20 protein-coding genes are annotated in these 16,338 nt (G+C 67.2%); 10 read left to right on the top strand and 10 right to left on the bottom strand.

Annotated elements, in window-relative coordinates; translation table 11 throughout:
• Nucleotide 1: 1 nt before the first annotated feature.
• A complete protein-coding gene (htpX, locus tag ACQUQR_RS09545; protein ID WP_435196232.1) occupies nucleotides 2-880 on the bottom strand; it encodes a zinc metalloprotease HtpX in 879 nt (292 codons plus the stop codon).
• 474 nt (nucleotides 881-1,354) lie between these two features.
• Between htpX and ACQUQR_RS09540 the strand changes: the two genes are divergently transcribed.
• The 4 genes from ACQUQR_RS09540 (at nucleotide 1,355) to ACQUQR_RS09525 (ending at nucleotide 4,529) form a co-directional block, all read left to right on the top strand.
• On the top strand, nucleotides 1,355-2,485 hold the full coding sequence (locus tag ACQUQR_RS09540; RefSeq protein ID WP_435196231.1) for a 60S ribosomal export protein NMD3: 1,131 nt from the start codon (nucleotides 1,355-1,357) through the stop codon (nucleotides 2,483-2,485).
• Complete coding sequence (locus ACQUQR_RS09535; RefSeq protein WP_435196230.1) at nucleotides 2,482-3,540, top strand: class I SAM-dependent methyltransferase; 1,059 nt, start codon at nucleotides 2,482-2,484, stop codon at nucleotides 3,538-3,540. The genes ACQUQR_RS09540 and ACQUQR_RS09535 overlap by 4 nt, the downstream gene beginning before the upstream one ends.
• 60 nt (nucleotides 3,541-3,600) lie before the next feature.
• Nucleotides 3,601-4,233: a phosphoserine phosphatase SerB gene (serB, locus tag ACQUQR_RS09530; protein WP_435196229.1), complete on the top strand. Its 633-nt coding sequence runs from the start codon at nucleotides 3,601-3,603 to the stop codon at nucleotides 4,231-4,233.
• 65 nt (nucleotides 4,234-4,298) lie between these two features.
• Complete coding sequence (locus ACQUQR_RS09525; RefSeq protein ID WP_435196228.1) at nucleotides 4,299-4,529, top strand: hypothetical protein; 231 nt, start codon at nucleotides 4,299-4,301, stop codon at nucleotides 4,527-4,529.
• Here ACQUQR_RS09525 and ACQUQR_RS09520 read toward each other — a convergent pair.
• The 6 genes from ACQUQR_RS09520 to ACQUQR_RS09495 form a co-directional block, all read right to left on the bottom strand.
• Complete coding sequence (locus ACQUQR_RS09520; RefSeq protein WP_435196227.1) at nucleotides 4,526-4,672, bottom strand: hypothetical protein; 147 nt, start codon at nucleotides 4,670-4,672, stop codon at nucleotides 4,526-4,528. The genes ACQUQR_RS09525 and ACQUQR_RS09520 overlap by 4 nt on opposite strands.
• A 29-nt stretch (nucleotides 4,673-4,701) precedes the next feature.
• Nucleotides 4,702-5,889, bottom strand: a complete 1,188-nt coding sequence (metX, locus tag ACQUQR_RS09515; RefSeq protein ID WP_435196226.1) for a homoserine O-acetyltransferase MetX — start codon at nucleotides 5,887-5,889, stop codon at nucleotides 4,702-4,704.
• Nucleotides 5,886-7,154: an O-acetylhomoserine aminocarboxypropyltransferase/cysteine synthase family protein gene (locus ACQUQR_RS09510; RefSeq protein ID WP_435196267.1), complete on the bottom strand. Its 1,269-nt coding sequence runs from the start codon at nucleotides 7,152-7,154 to the stop codon at nucleotides 5,886-5,888. Before ACQUQR_RS09510 ends, metX begins: the two co-directional genes overlap by 4 nt.
• Entirely contained in the window at nucleotides 7,151-7,354 is a 204-nt protein-coding gene (locus ACQUQR_RS09505) for a hypothetical protein (RefSeq protein ID WP_435196225.1), read from the bottom strand. The genes ACQUQR_RS09510 and ACQUQR_RS09505 overlap by 4 nt, the downstream gene beginning before the upstream one ends.
• Nucleotides 7,355-7,488: 134 nt before the next feature.
• Entirely contained in the window at nucleotides 7,489-7,710 is a 222-nt protein-coding gene (locus tag ACQUQR_RS09500) for a hypothetical protein (RefSeq protein ID WP_435196224.1), read from the bottom strand.
• A gap of 204 nt (nucleotides 7,711-7,914) precedes the next feature.
• Nucleotides 7,915-8,313 carry a hypothetical protein gene (locus ACQUQR_RS09495; RefSeq protein ID WP_435196223.1) on the bottom strand — a complete coding sequence of 133 codons (399 nt, stop codon included), beginning with the start codon at nucleotides 8,311-8,313 and terminating at the stop codon, nucleotides 7,915-7,917.
• 213 nt (nucleotides 8,314-8,526) lie between these two features.
• Here ACQUQR_RS09495 and ACQUQR_RS09490 point away from each other — a divergent pair, with 213 nt between their 5' ends.
• The 3 genes from ACQUQR_RS09490 to ACQUQR_RS09480 all read left to right on the top strand — a co-directional run bounded on the left by ACQUQR_RS09490 (nucleotide 8,527) and on the right by ACQUQR_RS09480 (nucleotide 11,266).
• Nucleotides 8,527-9,720, top strand: coding sequence for an MFS transporter (locus tag ACQUQR_RS09490; protein ID WP_435196222.1), 1,194 nt, complete (start codon nucleotides 8,527-8,529; stop codon nucleotides 9,718-9,720).
• A 67-nt stretch (nucleotides 9,721-9,787) separates the two neighbouring features.
• On the top strand, nucleotides 9,788-10,033 hold the full coding sequence (locus tag ACQUQR_RS09485) for a UPF0175 family protein (protein ID WP_435196221.1): 246 nt from the start codon (nucleotides 9,788-9,790) through the stop codon (nucleotides 10,031-10,033).
• A 123-nt stretch (nucleotides 10,034-10,156) separates the two neighbouring features.
• Nucleotides 10,157-11,266, top strand: coding sequence for a pyridoxal-phosphate-dependent aminotransferase family protein (locus ACQUQR_RS09480; RefSeq protein WP_435196220.1), 1,110 nt, complete (start codon nucleotides 10,157-10,159; stop codon nucleotides 11,264-11,266).
• 4 nt (nucleotides 11,267-11,270) lie between these two features.
• Here the strand turns inward: ACQUQR_RS09480 and ACQUQR_RS09475 are convergent, their stop codons facing one another.
• Nucleotides 11,271-11,498, bottom strand: a complete 228-nt coding sequence (locus ACQUQR_RS09475; protein ID WP_435196219.1) for a TFIIB-type zinc ribbon-containing protein — start codon at nucleotides 11,496-11,498, stop codon at nucleotides 11,271-11,273.
• 71 nt (nucleotides 11,499-11,569) lie between these two features.
• Here ACQUQR_RS09475 and ligA point away from each other — a divergent pair, with 71 nt between their 5' ends.
• Nucleotides 11,570-13,639: an NAD-dependent DNA ligase LigA gene (gene ligA / locus ACQUQR_RS09470; RefSeq protein WP_435196218.1), complete on the top strand. Its 2,070-nt coding sequence runs from the start codon at nucleotides 11,570-11,572 to the stop codon at nucleotides 13,637-13,639.
• A gap of 216 nt (nucleotides 13,640-13,855) precedes the next feature.
• On the opposite strand, the gene ACQUQR_RS09465 is transcribed toward ligA, so the two are convergent.
• Nucleotides 13,856-14,140, bottom strand: a complete 285-nt coding sequence (locus tag ACQUQR_RS09465) for a DUF5789 family protein (RefSeq protein WP_435196217.1) — start codon at nucleotides 14,138-14,140, stop codon at nucleotides 13,856-13,858.
• Nucleotides 14,141-14,269: 129 nt separating this feature from the next.
• Here ACQUQR_RS09465 and ACQUQR_RS09460 point away from each other — a divergent pair, with 129 nt between their 5' ends.
• Nucleotides 14,270-15,061 (top strand): PHP domain-containing protein, encoded by a 792-nt coding sequence (locus tag ACQUQR_RS09460; RefSeq protein WP_435196216.1) that lies wholly within the window; start codon nucleotides 14,270-14,272, stop codon nucleotides 15,059-15,061.
• A gap of 47 nt (nucleotides 15,062-15,108) precedes the next feature.
• Nucleotides 15,109-15,270, top strand: coding sequence for a DUF6757 family protein (locus tag ACQUQR_RS09455; protein ID WP_435196215.1), 162 nt, complete (start codon nucleotides 15,109-15,111; stop codon nucleotides 15,268-15,270).
• On the opposite strand, the gene ACQUQR_RS09450 is transcribed toward ACQUQR_RS09455, so the two are convergent.
• Nucleotides 15,267-16,253, bottom strand: a complete 987-nt coding sequence (locus ACQUQR_RS09450) for a DUF5784 family protein (RefSeq protein ID WP_435196214.1) — start codon at nucleotides 16,251-16,253, stop codon at nucleotides 15,267-15,269. The two genes, ACQUQR_RS09455 and ACQUQR_RS09450, sit on opposite strands and share 4 nt — an antisense overlap.
• Nucleotides 16,254-16,338 lie beyond the last annotated feature (85 nt).

The raw sequence follows: 16,338 nt of genomic DNA, 5'->3' as shown, positions 1-16,338 counted from the left end.
GTCAGGCGGTTTCCAGCTCGCGTTCCAGCTCACGGAGCTTCTCGATGCGCTTCTCCGTGTCCGGATGCGTGGAGAACAGCTTCCCGACGACGCCGGACTTGATGGGGATGATGAAGAAGGCGTTCATCTCCGCCTGCTCCCGTAAGTCCTCCTTCGGGACCGCCTCCATCCGGCCCGAGATCTTCAACAGCGCCGACGCGAGCGCCGAGGGCTTCCCCGTGATGACCGCCCCGCCTCTGTCCGCGGCGAACTCGCGGTAGCGCGAGAGCGCCCGGATGAGGAGAAAGGAGATGATCCAGACCACGAGCGAGGCGAGGATGGCGACGATGACCGGCGCCTGATTCCCGCCGCGTTCGCGCCCACCACCGAACAGCCAGCCCCAGCGGACGATGAGAAAGGCGATGGTGGAGAGGAACGACGCGATGGTCATCACCATCACGTCCCGGTTCTTGATGTGCGCCAGCTCGTGGGCGATGACCCCCTCCAGCTCCTCCTGGTTCAGCGTCCGCATGATGCCCGTCGTCACGGCCACCGCGGCGTTCTTCTGACTCCGGCCCGTCGCGAAGGCGTTCGGCACCTGCGAGTCCGCCACGGCGATCTTCGGCTTGGGGAGGTCGGCCTGCTGGGAGAGCCGCGAGACCATCGCGTGCAACTCGGGGTACTCCTCCTCCGAGACCGTCTTCGCGCCCATCGAGTAGAGCGCGAGCTTATCGGAGAAGAAGAACTGCCCGAGCATGAACAGCCCCATGATCGCCACCACGGCGAACAGCGACTGGAAGTAGGCCGTGAGGACGCCGAGGAAGACGATGTAGAGGGCAAACAGCAGGAACATCGTGACGAACATCCTGCCACGAAGCCCCCAGTCCGCTTTCCATTTCATATACCCTTACTCCGCGATTCGCGTAGGTAAACTTTCTCCGTGTTTGCGGGTCCGCTGGTGGGTTTTGCCCTGTCAGCTACCCACGACTGAAGTCGTGGGCTTCCGGCCTTGCGTCAACTGTGAGTGGCCGCGAGCGCGTGACGCGAACAGTCGTGAGCGTCAGCGCGAGCCGGGGAAGGGCTGGTGCGGTGCGGGGCTGTGCGGGCCTGGCGGAATCGCAAAGGGCGAGCGGTCTCGGCGAAGACGGGCGACGCAAGCACTGGAGCGAACGCAGTGAGCGAAGCGCGCAGCGAGCCCATCGAGTCGAGAGCGCGAGGGCTTTGCAGGTGTTTTCGTTCCTGTCACCGACTCAAAAGATGGCCTTGCAGGTATTCCCGAGACCGAATCAAACACGAACACGAGAACAAACGCACGAACATCACGAGAACCCCAAACACGCGGAGTTTAAACGGCACAAGCCACGAAAAAGAGGTAATGAGCGAGACGCGGCAGTTCTGTCCCCGGTGCGGTGACGCCATCGAGCGACCGCCGGACGTGGACCTCCCGGGTGGGCCTCGCGACCCGGATGCGGTCCTCTGTGACAGCTGTTACTTCGAGGATTTCGAACTCGTGGATGCCCCGGACCGCATCCAGATTCGGGTCTGTTCGCAGTGTGGCGCGGTCCACAGAGGCAACCGCTGGGTGGACGTCGGGGCGGACGACTACACGGATATCGCGGTGGACGAGACGGCAGAGCAGTTGGCGGTCCACGTCGGGGCGACGGACGTCTCGTGGGGGGTCGAACCGGAGCAGGTGGACCAGAACACCATCAACATGCACTGCGTCTTCACGGGGGTCATCCGGGAGACGGCGCTCCACGAGGAGGTGACGGTCCCCGTCTACATCTCGCGGGAGACCTGCCAACGCTGCGGGCGCATCGCGGGCGACTTCTACGCGGCCATCGTCCAGGTCAGAGGCACGAACCGCACGCCGACGAAGGAAGAGAACGACCGGGCCATCGAGATCGCGGAGCACTACATCGCGGACCGCGAGGAGAAGGGGGACCGGAACGCGTTCATCACGAAGATCACGCGCGGCCCGGACGGCGCGGACCTGAAGATCTCCGCGAACCAGATGGGGGAGGCCATCGCCCACCGGATCGTGAAGGAGTTCGGGGGGAAGGTCTCCACGGCTCCCACGCTCGTCACGGAGGACGGCGACGGGAACGAGGTGTATCGGGTGACGTTCGTCGCGCGACTCCCGCCGTTCATGCCGGGCGACGTGGTGTCGCTGGACGACGACGAGAAGGGACCCGTCCTCGTCCGGAGTGCCCACGGGAACCTCAAGGGTGTCCGGCTGAAGACGGGCGAGCACTACGAGGCGGCCTTCGAGGAGGGGGTCGCCCCGGAGGGGACGAAACTCGGGACGCGCGAGGACGCCCAGGAGGCGACCGTCGTACTGGTCGAGGACGAACACGCCGTCCAGGTGCTCGACCCCGAGACGTTCGAGACGAAGACCATCCCCCGACCGGACTACATGGACCCCGACGCGGACACGGTCCCGGTCCTCAAATCCCGAGAGGGGCTGTTCGTGCTTCCCGAGGACGGCGCGAGCGAGGCGGAATGAGCCGCGAGCCGATGCGCGACGACGCCCACGGCCTCGCGCTCCTCGTCCCCCGCGAGCGCGCGCAGGACGCCATCGACGCGGCGAAGGCCGCGAACGCGTACGACGACGCCCGGAAGGTCCAGCCGGAGGGTGAGCGGATCGCGATTCCCGTCGCCGAGGCGTTCGACCTCGGCGACCGTCTCCCCGACGGCGCGTTCGAGGACATCGAGCTCCCCCACCGGATTCGTGACCTGCGTGACCACCTCGAAGCGAAGGGGTGGACGGACGAGGAGCTCACACGGGCGCCCAGCTCGTGGGCCGTCGTCGGGAGCGCCGTGCTCGTCGATATCGAGGAGAGCCCGCGACCCGAGGAGGTCGGGCATGCATTGCTCGAACTCCACCGGGAGGCCGACACCGTCCTCGCGCGCCGCGGTATCGACGGGCAGACGCGCGAACCGAACGTCGAACCCATCGCGGGGTTCGGCGACACCGAGGTGGTCCACACCGAACACGGCACCCGCTACGCGCTGGACCTCTCCGAGGTGATGTTCTCGCCCGGCAATCAGGCGGAGCGGGCGCGGATGGGCGAGGTCGTGAGCGAGGACGAACGCGTCTTCGATATGTTCGCCGGCATCGGCTACTTCACGCTCCCGATGGCCCGTGCGGGGGCGCACGTCACCGCCGCGGAGATCAACCCGGAGTCGTACCGCTATCTCATCGAGAACGCGATGCTGAACGGGGTCCAGGACCGCATCGACGCCTACCGCGCGGACTGCCGGGACGTCGACACCGAGGCCGACCGCGTGGTGATGGGCTACTACGGCCACGAGACGGGCGAGGGACGCGAGGGGGAGGCCCACGAGTGTCTCGACAGCGCGCTCGCGGCCCTGGTCGATGGCGGAGTCGTCCACATGCACGAGGCCACCCCCGAGGCGCGGCTCTGGGACCGGCCCATCTCCCGGCTGGAGGCCGCGGTCGCCGAGGCCGGGCGGACCTGCGAGATTCTGGATACCAGAGTCGTGAAGAGCCACAGCGCGGGCGTCCAGCACGTCGTGGTCGACGCGCGGGTCGACTGAGGCTGAGGCCAAACACGCCGAAACCGACTCCCTTTCAATCCCCCGCCGCACAGTCCGAGTATGCTCATCGCGTTCGACTTCGACGGGACGCTCTCCGACTCGGAGATGATGGTTCTCTTAGGAGAGGAGTACGGCGTCGCCGACGAGATCGCGAGTATCACGGAGCGGGCGATGAACGACGAACTCTCCTACGCCGAGAGCCTCTACGAGCGCGCCTCCCTGCTCGAAGGCCTCCCGGCCGAGGACGCACAACGCGCGTACGACTCCGTCTCGCTGCGCCCCGGCGCGGCTGAGGTCATCGCCGAACTCCGCGCGGCCGGCCACTTCGTCGCCATCCTCACCGGCGGCTTTCACGAAGGGGTGGAGGCCGCGCTCGCGGCCGACGGGGTCGAGGTGGACACCATCGTCGCCAACTCCCTTCCCACCGCGAACGGCGCGCTCACGGGTGACGCGGAGGGGCCGCTCATCGAGGGGACGAAGGACGAACAGCTCGAACGGCTCGCGGCCGCACAGGGGACGGATCTCGCCGACACGGTCGCCATCGGCGACGGCGCGAACGACCTTCCGATGCTGCAGGTCGCGGGGCTCGCCGTCGGCTACGAGCCGAAACCCGCCGTCGAGCCGCACTGTGACACCGTCGTCCGGTCGATGGACGAACTGCTCCGCCTGCTCGACGAGCGGAACTACCTGTAGCTCGCCGTCGATACCGCCCCGGCGTCTGACGCGGCTTTTTCTTCCCCGAGCGCGTTCTCGCTCCCATGTTCGGTGTTCTCGACTGGATCGCCGCGAACCCCCTGCGCGTCTCGGGCGGCGTCGCCGGCCTCGCGGGGACGGGCGTCACGCTCGCCGGCGCGGGCGCGTGGGACGGCACCGCAGTCACGACCACGGCACTCACCCTCGACGGCCTCGTCTCCTTCTCGGCGACCCATCCCGCCTACCCGGTCGCGGCGCTGCTCGGCCTGCTCGCGTTCGTCTTCTACGAGGGCTAAGGCTCCCCGTTCTCCAGTGCGGCCAACTCCTCGCGCAGTTCGTTCAGCCGTCGGCTCACCGCCTCCCGGTTCTCGAAGGCGACCGTCCGCTTTCTGATCTCCATGAACCGGATCTGCGTGCGGAGTTCGTCGGCGCGGTCCATACGTGTCTCAGAGGTCGAAAGACCGAGAATCAGTCGGAAAAGAGGCTCGTGTGGACGGGCGCGAACTCCGAGCCCCCGTCGTCGTCCTTCGTGTTCGTCACGGCCCGGCCGCGCACCCCGGATTCGAGGAAGTCGGCCAGCGGCGGACCGACTCTATCCGGCTCGACGAGGAAGGCGTCGTGGCCGTGGTCGGACTCGATGACGTGGTGGGCGGTCTTCGCCCCGGCCGCCCGGAACCCCTCCGCCAGCTCCTCGGCCTGCTCGACGGTGAAGTGCCAGTCGCCGGTGAAGGAGACGACGAGCGCGTCCCCCGAAAAGGCCGCCAGCGCGTCGGCGTCCGACTCGTAGCCCGACGAGAGGTCGAAGGCGTCCATCGCGCGGGTGAGGTACAGGTACGAATTGGCGTCGAACCGCTCGGCGAACTTCTCACCCTGATAGTCGAGATACGACTCCACCTCGCGGTAGGGGAAAAAGCCGGCGGCGGGGTCGACGGGGAAGGTGTCGCGGGCGGCGTCCATCCCCGCCGAGCGGCGGCCGAACTTCTTCTCCATCGAGGCCTTCGAGAGGTACATGATGTGGCCGATCTGGCGGGCCATCGCGAGGCCGTGGATGGGGCCGTCCTCTCCATAATAGTCGCCGTCCTGCCAGTTCGGGTCGGTGGTGACGGCGCGGCGGGCAACGGCATTGAGCCCGAGACACTGCGGGTCGAGCCGCGCGGCGGTGGCCACGGCGATGACGCGCTCGACGTGGTCGGGGTGGCGTTTCGCCCAGTCGAGGGCGTTCATCCCGCCGACGGACCCCCCGACGACGGCGTGGAGGTTCGGGATGCCGAGGTGGTCGAGCAGTTCCCGCTGGGCCTGCGTCCAGTCGGCGACCGTCACCGCGGGGAACGCCGTCCCCCACGGCTCCCCGTCGTCCTTCTCGCTCGCGGGGCCGGTGGTCCCGTAGCAGGAGCCGGGGACGTTCATACAGACGACGTGGTAGTCGTTCGTGTCGATCGCCTTCCCGGGGCCGACGATGTCGTCCCACCACGCGGCGGCCTGTCCCGCGGTGTCGGCCCCCCGGCGGCGCCCCGCGACGTGGGCGCTCCCGGTGAGCCCGTGACAGACGAGGACGGCGTTGTCCCCCTCGAACTCGCCGTACGTCTCGTAGTCGACGACGAGGTTCGGGATGGACTCCCCGCACTGGAACTCGAACGCGCCCAGCTCGGCGTTCATATCGCAGCCTCCAGGTCCGCGATGATGTCCTCGGCGTTCTCGATGCCCACCGACAGGCGGATCAGGTCGGGCGTGACCCCGGAGGCGCGCTGCTCGCGCTCCGAGAGCTGGGCGTGGGTCGTCGACGCCGGGTGGATGACGAGGGTGCGGGCGTCCCCGATGTTGGCGAGGAACGTCGCCACCTCCGTCTCCTCACAGACGCGTTTCCCGCCCGCGTAGCCGTCCTCGAGGCCGAACGCGACCATCCCGCCGTAGCCGCCCTCCAGATACCGCGAGGCCGTCTCGTGCGTCTCGTGGCTCTCCAGCCCGGGGTAGGTGACCCACGCTACGTCCGGGTGCTCGTCGAGGAACTCGGCGACGGCGAGCGCGTTCTCGCAGTGGCGCTCCATCCGGAGGGGGAGCGTCTCCAGCCCCTGCATCGTCACCCACGCGTCGAACGGGGACTGCTGGTCGCCCAGCGAGCGCAGCGCCCGGTGGCGGGTCGCCATCTCGAACGCGCGGTCGCCGAAGCGGTCGACGAAGCTCAGGCCGTCGAAGGCGGGGCTTTCGTTCAATTCGGGGTATTTCTCGGGGTGCTCCCCCCACGGGAACGTCCCGCCGTCGACGAGGATTCCACCCACCGTGGTCCCCGAGCCGTGGATCCACTTCGTCGTGGACTCCCAGACGAGGTCCGCGCCGTGGTCGAGGGGGCGGCAGAGCGCGGGCGTGGCGAAGGTGTTGTCGACGAACAGCGGGACCCCATGGGCGTGGGCGACTTCGGCGATCTCCTCGATCGGGGGCGTGACGAGCGAGGGGTTCCCGATGGTCTCGAGGTGGACGTAGGCGGTGTCGTCGTCGATGGCCTCCTCGTACGCAGCGGGGTCCAGCGTGTCCACGAACCGGGCCTCGATCCCCCGCCGGCCCGCGGTGTGCGAGAGGTAGGCGTGGGTCCCCCCATAGATCGAGGAGGCGGAGACGACGTTGTCACCCGTGCCGGCGAGGACGAGCGTGGCGGCGTCCAGCGCGGCCATCCCGGCACCCGTCGCGACCCCGGCCGCCCCGTTCTCGAGGCTGGTGAGCCGCTCCTCCAGCGCGCGGACGGTCGGGTTCGCGATACGGGAGTACATGTAGTCGTCCTCCTCGAGGGCGTAGAGCGCGGCCGCCGTCTCCGCGTCCTCGAACTCGTAGGAGGTCGTCTGATAGATAGGTGGGGCCGCGGCCCCTGTCGCCGAGTCGGGCCCCTGCCCGACGTGGAGGGCGCGCGTATGAAAGCCGTGGTCGCTCATGTATCGCATGCATAACACTCGAAGAATCTATAACTGCGAGTTACGGCAACACTCGCCGCGAGGGGGCACGCAAAAAACAGCACGGTGGCCCAGTAGTCCTCGCCCTCGTACCGAACGAGGTATTCACCGAAGCCGTTCGCGGGGTCAACCGAGACGCCTTTGATGGCTGGCGCGTCCGCGAACAGGTCGGTGAAGGCCATGTAAGTCTCCCGACCACCCACGGTTCGCGGTGGGGTGTACCCGCCCCGACGAATCGCCGTCTCGACGATGTCGCGCTCGTCAGCGGAGAGCTTCCCGATGGTAGCGTCGGAATCAAAAAAGCAATTCGGGGTGTCTATTCGCTGGCTTTTGGCTTTTCGAAGACGTTGACGGGATAGTTCTCGGCGGCCCACACAGTCGAACCCGCCGCCTCAGCTGGCAGGTCCGGGTATTTATCAGGGGACACCTCTCGAACGCCGTATTTTTTCTTTTCTGCACGTGACATAGTTTCCGGCGAGGGAACCGGTTTGAACTCCGTCGGGTCGGGGAGACCGTCGCCGCCGAGCTCGGTGGACATCACGCTCCCCTGATCGGTTCTCGCGTAGTCTCCGAGAATGACCCAGAAGCGGTTATAAGAGGCTCAGACCGAGAGCTCCGCCCGCAACGCGCTGTCCCAGTTCTCTGCGTGTCAATCGATGTCTATCTTCGCTATACATGAACTTGCATTAATCCAACCTGTATTAAGTGTTTTCTAATTGTACATTTCATCTATCATGTTTGTCTAATTTGTTTGAATAAAAAGCTCTATGTGGCCGTTTTGGGAGATGTTGAAAAGCAATGAAACCGATTCTCCGGGGCGCTTTTTGGACAGTCGATGAACCTTCGGTGCGGCATCGTCACGCCACAATCTGACCACGTAGTCGCCTGGCCCGTTCGGCAGGCCATCACGAACGTAAAAAGTTCGTTCGGCGTCGGACGCACTTGATGGCCCGAGTTCAAACGATGATTTGTACACCGTTTCTTGTTTGTCTGTGATCTGTACGTGAGCTGTATGGGGTTCGGAATGGAGGTTGAAACCTTTGAGGTCCTGTATCGTCACACCATCACTGGTCGTATCAAAAAGCGTTGAACACCCTCCCAGCGCGAGAACACCACCAACGATGAGTGGTCGGCGTTTCATACAAAATATTTCCGCCGAATTATAATGAATTTGTCGGGGAAAGCAGCTCTCACCACTTTTTTGTTGTGGGTACCGGTGTCGAACACGGTGCTCTTGAAACAGTGAGGCGTGGGTGTACGGGCGTGTATCGTATCCGCCACTGTGGCAGTCTGCACGGACCGCTCAGCGTCGGGGAGGGAACATCTCATACGCCTCGAACTCGTACCCGTCGCCGTGCAGCCCCAGCGCCGCGACCGGGCCGCCCTCGCCGGAGTGGTGTTCGCCGTGCTGTTCGCCCAGACGCTTCTCTACCCGGGGGTGCCCCAACTCGTCGCCTCCTTCGGCCTTCGACCAAATCTCGACGCCGGCACGTGGTTCCTCGCCGCGGAGTTCGCGGGCTTCATCCTCTTCGCCGGGGTGTGGGGCGCGCTCTCCGACGCCGCGGGAACGAGGCGGGGGTTCATCGCCGCGGGCGCGCTCGGCGGCGGCCTGATCTACGGACTCCTCGCCGCCGTCCCCGAGATCCCGTTCTGGAGCCTCCTCCTCGTCCGCTTTTTCGGCGGCGCGTTCACCATCGGCGCGTTCTCGCTCGCCATCGCGACCCTGATGGATCTCGGAGGAGGCAACGGCCGCAACATGGGCGCGGCGGGCATCGCCATCGGGCTCGGGACGGGACTCGGTGCCCCTCTCGGTGGCCAGCTCTACCGGCTCGGCCCCCGCGCCCCGCTCGCGGCCACCGCCCTCCTCATGGCCCTCGTCGGCCTGCTCGCGCTCCGGCTGCGCGAGACGCCCGGCACCGGCCGTGAGACCCACGCCCTCGAAGCGCTCACCACCCTCCGCGCGCATCCCAGCCTCGCCGTCCCCTACGCCTTCGGCTTCGCCGACCGCTTCACGGCGGGGTTTTTCGCCCTCGTCGGCGTCTTCTACTTCCAGACCCGGTTCGGTCTCGACGCGGGCGGGACGGGCCTCCTTCTGGGGGCCTTCTTCCTCCCCTTCGCGCTCCTCCAGTACCCGTTCGGCGTCCTCTCCGACCGGATCGGGAGAGTGGGACCGGTCGCCCTCGGCTCGTTCGCCTACGGGGTCGTCATCGTCGCCGTCTCGGTCACGCCGACCGCCCTCCTCGCGGCCGTGGCGATGGCCCTCGTCGGCGCGTTCGGGGCGCTCTGTGCCCCCGCGACGCTCGCACTCGTGAACGACCTCGCGCCCGCCGACGCGCGCGGGACGGCGACGGGAGGCTTCAACGTCCTCGGCTCGCTCGGCTTCCTCACGGGGGTCGTCGGTGGCGGCCTCCTCGCCGACCGGTTCGGCTACGGGACGGCGTTCCTCGCGGCGGGCGGCGCGGAGATGCTGCTCGCGCTCGCGCTGCTCCCCGCGCTCCTCCGACTCGACGTGGAGCGCGTGGCGACGTTCGCGAAGGGGAACGACTGAGTCGAAAACGGGGTTTCGAGTCGACGGGCGGCCAAACACTCAGGAATCGAGTCGTCCAATATCGGGTATGACGACCATCGAGATCGACGACGAGGTGTACGAGGCGTTGCGCATCCCGGAGGGGGAGCGCCCGCAGGCGGTGAAGCGGGAACTCGCCGTCTCGCTGTACGCCCGCGGCGTCCTCTCGTTCGGGAAGGCGCGTGCGCTGGCGGAACTGTCCACACGCGAGTTCCAGACGTTGCTCGGCGAGCGCGAGATCCCGCGTCACTACACCGAGCGAGAACTCGCCGAGGACATCGAGTATGCCCAGTAGGGGTCTCGTCGTCTCGGATACCTCTCGATCTCACTTCGATTGCCCGAACTCGGAGAGGTACCGCCGCAATCACAACGACCATCACCGTTCCCCGAGCAGGTAGGGCATACCCAGGTGGTTCACGTGGACAAACGAGAATACAGAGACGACTATCGAGACAAGCGACTGTACATCCCCGGCCCGACCGAGGTCCGCGAGGACGTCATCGACGAGATGGCTCAACCGATGTTCGGCCATCGCATGGACCGGATGACCGACCTCTACACGACCATCGTGGAGGACACGAAGGAGTTCTTCGACACCGAGCACAACCTCATGGTGCTCACCGCCTCCGGCACGGCGTTCTGGGAGGCCTCGACCCTGAATCTCGTCGACGAGAACATCCTCGTCGCGACCTGCGGGAGCTTCAGCGAACGCCACGCCAACGTCGCCGAACGGCTCGGCAAGAACGTCGACCGGCTGGAGTACGAGTGGGGGCAGGCGGTCAAGCCCGAGGACATCCGCGCCGCGCTCGAGGAGCGCGAGAAACACTACGACGTGGTCGGCGTCGTGATGAACGAGTCCTCGACCGGGGTTCGGAATCCCATCGAGGAGATCGGTGATGTCGTGGCCGAGTACCCGGACACCTACTTCGTCGTCGACGCCGTCTCCGCGCTCGGCGGCGACTACGTCGACATCGACGCGCACGACATCGACGTCATCTTCGCCTCCACGCAGAAGGCGTTCGCCATGCCCCCTGGACTCGCGGTCTGTGTCGTCTCCGACGAGGCGTACGAGCGCGAGCTCTCGAAGGACTCCGCCTCGTGGTACGGCGGCTTCCAGCGCGCGTTCGACTACTACGACCGGAAGGGCCAGACCCACTCCACGCCCGCCATTCCCGTCATGCTCGCCTACCGCAAGCAGATGAAGTACATGCTGGAGGAGACCCACGAGGGTCGCAGCGAACGCCACCGCGAGATGGCCGAGTACACCCGCGACTGGGCGGCCGAGCATTTCGCCATGTTCCCGGAGGAGGGGTACGAGTCGCAGACCGTCGCCTGCATCGAAAATACCCAGGATATCGACGTGGCCGCCACCATCGAGCAGGTCTCCGAGGAGTACGACTTCGCGTTCTCGAACGGCTACGGCTCCCAGTTGGGCGAGAAGACCTTCCGCATCGGCCACATGGGCGAACACACCGTCGAGAGCATCGAGGAGCTCACCGACGCCATCGAGGACGTCGCCGGGCTGTAACCACCTACTCGTCGTCGCTCTCTCCTTCCTCTCCCTTCCCGCCCAGCCGCCGCAGGTAGAGCCACGCCGCGCCGAGAGCTCCCGTGGCGACGGCGACGGGCGCGACCTTCCGCGTCGGTCCCGGCCGTTTCAGCACGCGGCCGCAGTTCCGGCACCGATAGACCGCGCGCCAGCCGCCACCGGTGACGTACCGCTTTTCGATATCCGACGACCCACATTCGGGACACTGCATACCGCTTCGACTCCCGCGCCGGGCATGAGCCTACCGCCGATTTGATACCCCGGCCGGTCGCACCACCGCCAATGACCGATGCTCCCGACGCTCCTCCCGAGAACCCCTACGTCCGGGACCCGGACACGGAGTTCGCGCCCGCCGATTCGCTCTCGCCCGAGGCGGCCCGCGAGCAGGCCGCCCTGCTTCGCGAGGCGATCCGGTATCACGACTATCGGTACTACATCGAGGCCGACCCGGTCATCGGCGACCGGGCGTACGACGCGCTGTTCGACCGGCTCCGAACGCTGGAGGAGACGTTCGCCCTCGACCGGGAGGGGTCGCCCACCCAGCGCGTCGGGGGGGAGCCGGTCGAGTCGTTCGAGACGGTGGAACACGTCGCCCCCATGCGCTCGATCGACTCCTCGGGCGAGGTCGCGGACGTGCGCGCGTTCGACGAGCGCGTGCGCGAGCGGGTGGGCGCAGTGGAGTACATCTGTGAACCCAAGTTCGACGGCGTCTCCGTCGAGGTGGTGTACGAGGCCGGCGAGCTGGTCCGCGGGACGACGCGGGGGGACGGCGAGCGCGGCGACGACATCACGAAGAACATCAAGACGGTCGCCTCCATCCCCCAGCGACTTCGTGGTGACTACCCCGACTTCCTCGCCGTCCGGGGGGAGGTGTTCATGCCGCGGGAGGCCTTTAATCAATACAACGCCGAGCGCGTCGAGCGCGGCGACGACCCGTTCGCGAACCCGCGGAACGCGACGGCGGGGACGGTACGCCAGCAGGACCCCTCGATCACTGCGGAGCGCCCGCTCGACTGCTTCTTCTTCGACGTGCTCTCCGAACCGCCGTTCGACACCCGGTGGGCACAACACGAGCGGCTCCCCGACTGGGGACTGAAGACGAACGACCGCGTCGAGCTGGTCGACGACATCGAGGGGGCCATCGACTACCGCGACGCGATGCTCGCGGAGCGCGACGACATCGACTACGAGATCGACGGCGTCGTCATCAAGGTGAACTCGCTCGCGGCGAGCGAGGAGCTCGGGTCGACCGCCCGCGCGCCACGGTGGGCTTACGCCTACAAGTTCCCCGCGCGGACCGAGCAGACCACTGTGCGGAACATCACCGTGCAGGTGGGGCGGACCGGCCGGCTCACCCCCGTCGCGCTGCTCGACCCCGTGGAGGTGGGGGGCGTGATGGTCTCCCGCGCCTCGTTGCACAACCCCGAGCAGATCCAGGAGCTCGGCGTGGGTATCGGGGACCGGGTGAAGGTCCAGCGCGCGGGTGACGTGATTCCGTACGTGAGCGAGGTCGTCGAGAAGGGGGGTGAGGGGCACTTCCAGTTCCCCGACCACTGCCCGGTGTGTGACTCCGCCGTCGAACGCGACGGCCCGATGGCGTTCTGCACGGGTGGGGTGGCCTGCCCCGCCCAGCTCCAGCGCGCCGTCGAACACTACGGCTCGCGCGACGCGCTCGACATCGAGGGGCTCGGCGAGAAGACGGTCGAACAGCTGCTCGACGCGGGGCTCATCGAGCGCATCCCGGACCTCTACGCCCTCTCGGTCGACGAGCTCGCCGCGCTGGAGGGGTGGGGGGAGACGAGCGCGGAGAACCTCGTGGAGGCCATCGAGGCGACGAAAAACCCTCCATTGGACGACTTCCTCGTCGCGCTGGGCGTCCCGGAGGTGGGCCCCACCGTCGCCACCAACCTCGCCCGGACCTTCGGCACGCTCGACGCCCTGCTGGACGCCAGCACCGAGGAGCTGCAGGAGGCTCCCGAGGTGGGCGAGGAGGTCGCCCGCGAGATCCACGAGTTCTTCGCGAGCGAGCGCAACCGCGAGGTGATCGACCAGCTGCGCGCCCACGGCGTCGAGCCGCAGCCCATGGAGACGGACACCGGGGACGCACTCGACGGCCTCACCTTCGTCTTCACCGGGGCGCTCTCCGAATCGCGAAGCCAGTATCAGGACCTCGTGGAGAAACACGGGGGCCGGGCCACCTCCTCCGTCTCCTCGAACACGGACTACCTCGTGGAAGGCGAGAACGCCGGCACGCGAAAGCGCGAGGACGCCGAGGCCAACGACGTGCCCGTCATCGACGAGGAGGGGTTCTGGTCGGTCTTGGAGGAACACGGGGTCGAGGAACGCCTGTAGGCGGTCGCGGTAGTGCGGTCGCGGAGCGGCGGCGGTCGCGGTGCTGTGCGGTCGCGGAGCGGCGGCGGTCGCGGTGCTGTGCGGTCGCGGTGCGGAGGGGGCGGACCCCTCGCTGTACCGAGCGCGAGCGAACGCGAGCGCTCGGCGTTTTTGGTCCAGATTTTTCAAGGAGTGGTGCTCGCGGAGCGAGCACCCGACGCAGAAAAAGGTGGGGTTTTAGAAGGAAAGGTCGTCCCGCGCTTCACCCACGGTGGGCGCGTCGCGGTCCGAGTAGCCCTTGCGGCCGATGGCCTTCTCTGACACGGCGGAGCGGGCGGCGAGCTTCGCGGACTCGGAGTCCTCGTGGGTCTCCTCGGCCAGGCGGCCCAGCGCGTCACCGAGGGTCTCGGTGCCGTTCTGCATGTCCAGCTTGGTCTCCCCGTAGGCCTCGATGAGTTCGCTGGTGGTCGCGGGGTAGTTGTGGGCATCGAACTGTCGGTCGGCGTCGGCCATGAAGCGCATCTGTACCTCACCATCGTTCAGAATCCTTGATGAATGTTCTGTGCATATGTCGTTGGTGAATTATCATTCATTAAGGTCCCTTAATCTCGGAAGGGGAAGCCGTTTGACCGATCCCCGCGTTGACAGGCTATGGTCACAGCGGACCTCCACGTCCACACGACGAACTCGGACGGGTCGATGGAACTCGACGAGGTGCCCGCCGCAGCAAAGCGGGCGGGCGTCTCCGTCGTCGCCATCACCGACCACGACCGGGTCCACCCCGACCTCGACTCGCCGGCGGAGTACCGCGAGGGGGTGCTCCTCGTCCACGGCATCGAACTCCGGGTCGAGGCCCCCGCGGAGCGGGTCGACCTCCTCGGTTACGGGGTGACCCCCACCATCGAGTTGGAACGCGAGATCGAGCGGCTGCAGACGGACCGGGCGACCCGCGGGGCGCGCATCATCGAGAACGTCGAGGCCGAGCTGGGTATCGACCTCGAGCTGGAACCCAGGCCGGGGCTCGGGCGGCCGCACATCGCGCGGGCGGTGGCCGAGCGCACCGAACTGACCGTGAACGAGGTGTTCGACGAGCTCATCGGCGACGACGGGCCGTGTTACGTCTCCCGTGAGGTGCCGAGCTTCGAGACGGGGGTCGCCCTCCTCCGGGAGGCCTGCGACGTGGTGGGGCTCGCCCACCCGTTCCGGTACGACGACCCCGAGGCGGCGCTGGCGCTGTGTGCGGAGCTCGACGCCGTCGAGCGCTTCTACCCGTACGGCTTCGCGGTGGACACCGACCGGGTCGACGCGGCCATCGCGGAGCACGACCTGCTGGCGACGGGTGGCTCGGACGCGCACGACGACGTGCTGGGGCGGGCTGGACTGGACGAGGACGACTACGACCGGTTCCGGGCGCGGCTCTCGCTGGACGGCGTTCGAGAGTAGTTGCCGAACCCGTAGGGTTCAATGTGCGGGGCCTCCTACCGGCATCCATGCAGTGTCATTACTGCGACCGTGAAGCGGCCGTCGCGGTCGAGAAGGAGCACATCAAGGTCGGCCTCTGTGAGGAGCACTTCCGCGACCGGCTGGAGGAGCTCTCCGAGGGTGACTGGCTGGGGGACTTAGAGGAGAAACTGGACGTCGACCGGTCCTAGAACCACTCGACACTGTCGAGGTCGAACGGGAGCTCGCCGACGTGATACCCCTCGACGCGGCCGTCCGGTCGGGCTCTGAAGACGACCGTCGGCTCGTGTGAGAGGCTCGGCTTTTCACCGCGGATCTGCGCCCACTCGTCGTCCCTGAAGGAGGAGCAGTCGACGAACAGCGTCGCGTCCGGGTGGGCGCGCAGCTGGTCGCTGTTCTTCGCGCCCGCGGTCTCCCGCAGCGCGCCGATGGCGGTGCCTGTCGCGCGCCGCGTGGGCGGGCGGGGGCGGGTGACCTCCACGAGGTGGTCGCCGACGCGGAAATCGAGCGCGTGCCCGCTGTCGAGTTGGACCTCGGGTTCGAACTCCAGGCCCGCATCGTGGAGGAGCTTCGCCACCGTGAACTCCCCCATCGTCGCGGCCATCCGTCCCAGATCGAGGCCGTGGGAGGTGCCGAGCTTCGAGGCCATCGTGTAGCGGTGCTCGTCGAGCATCCCGGTTCGCAGCGCGCGGTCGAAGAACGCCAGCCCCTCGTCGGGGGTGGCGTCGGGGAACCCCGCGCTGTGTTCCGCGAAGAAGTCCCGGGTGGAGTCTCGGCCGTCCTTCGAGAGGAAGACGGGGAGGAAGAACCACGCGAGGTGGTCGTACTCGGTGAGCCACGGGTCGACGAGTTCGAGCCGGGCGAGCAGTTCGCGCTCGCCCCAGCGGCTGACCGCGTAGGGGACTTCGCTGAAATCGTACTTCTCGGTGCGCCAGAGCGCCTGCGGGGTCTCGGTGTTGCCGAGCCAGTAGGCGTCCTGACCGTTCCAGCAGAACAGCGCGAAATCGCCGTTGTCCATCTCCAGCCGCCGCGCGCCGTACCCGTCGGGTGCCGGGAACCAGGGCTGTTCGAGGCGTGCGCCGAACCGTTCGTCGAGCGGGCCGAGGAGCTGGTCGCGAACGCGCCCCTCGTTCCATCGCTCGGTCGAGTACCGAAACCGGAGTGGACCTGCCACACCCTCGATGAACGTGTCCTCGAATATACGGCTTGCGACCGTTCGGTCGGAACCCGGGGACGGAACGCTACAATCAACGATAATT

Source organism: Natronomonas sp. EA1 (genome assembly GCF_051195035.1).
Classification (GTDB): domain Archaea; phylum Halobacteriota; class Halobacteria; order Halobacteriales; family Haloarculaceae; genus JBNTJV01.
Note: the sequence above shows the minus strand (reverse complement) of the source record. Positions and strands in the feature narration are given on the sequence as shown.

Excerpts from the sequence above, each read along its gene's own strand:
- ACQUQR_RS09525 (WP_435196228.1), top strand. The coding sequence starts at position 4,299 with ATGTTCGGTGTTCTCGACTGGATCGCCGCGAACCCCCTGCGCGTCTCG.
- ACQUQR_RS09535 (WP_435196230.1), top strand. The coding sequence starts at position 2,482 with ATGAGCCGCGAGCCGATGCGCGACGACGCCCACGGCCTCGCGCTCCTC.
- ACQUQR_RS09460 (WP_435196216.1), top strand. The coding sequence starts at position 14,270 with ATGGTCACAGCGGACCTCCACGTCCACACGACGAACTCGGACGGGTCG.
- ACQUQR_RS09505 (WP_435196225.1), bottom strand. The coding sequence starts at position 7,354 with ATGGCCTTCACCGACCTGTTCGCGGACGCGCCAGCCATCAAAGGCGTC.
- ACQUQR_RS09475 (WP_435196219.1), bottom strand. The coding sequence starts at position 11,498 with ATGCAGTGTCCCGAATGTGGGTCGTCGGATATCGAAAAGCGGTACGTC.
- serB (WP_435196229.1), top strand. The coding sequence starts at position 3,601 with ATGCTCATCGCGTTCGACTTCGACGGGACGCTCTCCGACTCGGAGATG.
- ACQUQR_RS09520 (WP_435196227.1), bottom strand. The coding sequence starts at position 4,672 with ATGGACCGCGCCGACGAACTCCGCACGCAGATCCGGTTCATGGAGATC.
- ACQUQR_RS09500 (WP_435196224.1), bottom strand. The coding sequence starts at position 7,710 with ATGTCCACCGAGCTCGGCGGCGACGGTCTCCCCGACCCGACGGAGTTC.
- htpX (WP_435196232.1), bottom strand. The coding sequence starts at position 880 with ATGAAATGGAAAGCGGACTGGGGGCTTCGTGGCAGGATGTTCGTCACG.
- ACQUQR_RS09455 (WP_435196215.1), top strand. The coding sequence starts at position 15,109 with ATGCAGTGTCATTACTGCGACCGTGAAGCGGCCGTCGCGGTCGAGAAG.
- ACQUQR_RS09485 (WP_435196221.1), top strand. The coding sequence starts at position 9,788 with ATGACGACCATCGAGATCGACGACGAGGTGTACGAGGCGTTGCGCATC.
- ACQUQR_RS09495 (WP_435196223.1), bottom strand. The coding sequence starts at position 8,313 with ATGAAACGCCGACCACTCATCGTTGGTGGTGTTCTCGCGCTGGGAGGG.
- ligA (WP_435196218.1), top strand. The coding sequence starts at position 11,570 with ATGACCGATGCTCCCGACGCTCCTCCCGAGAACCCCTACGTCCGGGAC.
- ACQUQR_RS09540 (WP_435196231.1), top strand. The coding sequence starts at position 1,355 with ATGAGCGAGACGCGGCAGTTCTGTCCCCGGTGCGGTGACGCCATCGAG.
- ACQUQR_RS09465 (WP_435196217.1), bottom strand. The coding sequence starts at position 14,140 with ATGCGCTTCATGGCCGACGCCGACCGACAGTTCGATGCCCACAACTAC.
- metX (WP_435196226.1), bottom strand. The coding sequence starts at position 5,889 with ATGAACGCCGAGCTGGGCGCGTTCGAGTTCCAGTGCGGGGAGTCCATC.
- ACQUQR_RS09510 (WP_435196267.1), bottom strand. The coding sequence starts at position 7,154 with ATGAGCGACCACGGCTTTCATACGCGCGCCCTCCACGTCGGGCAGGGG.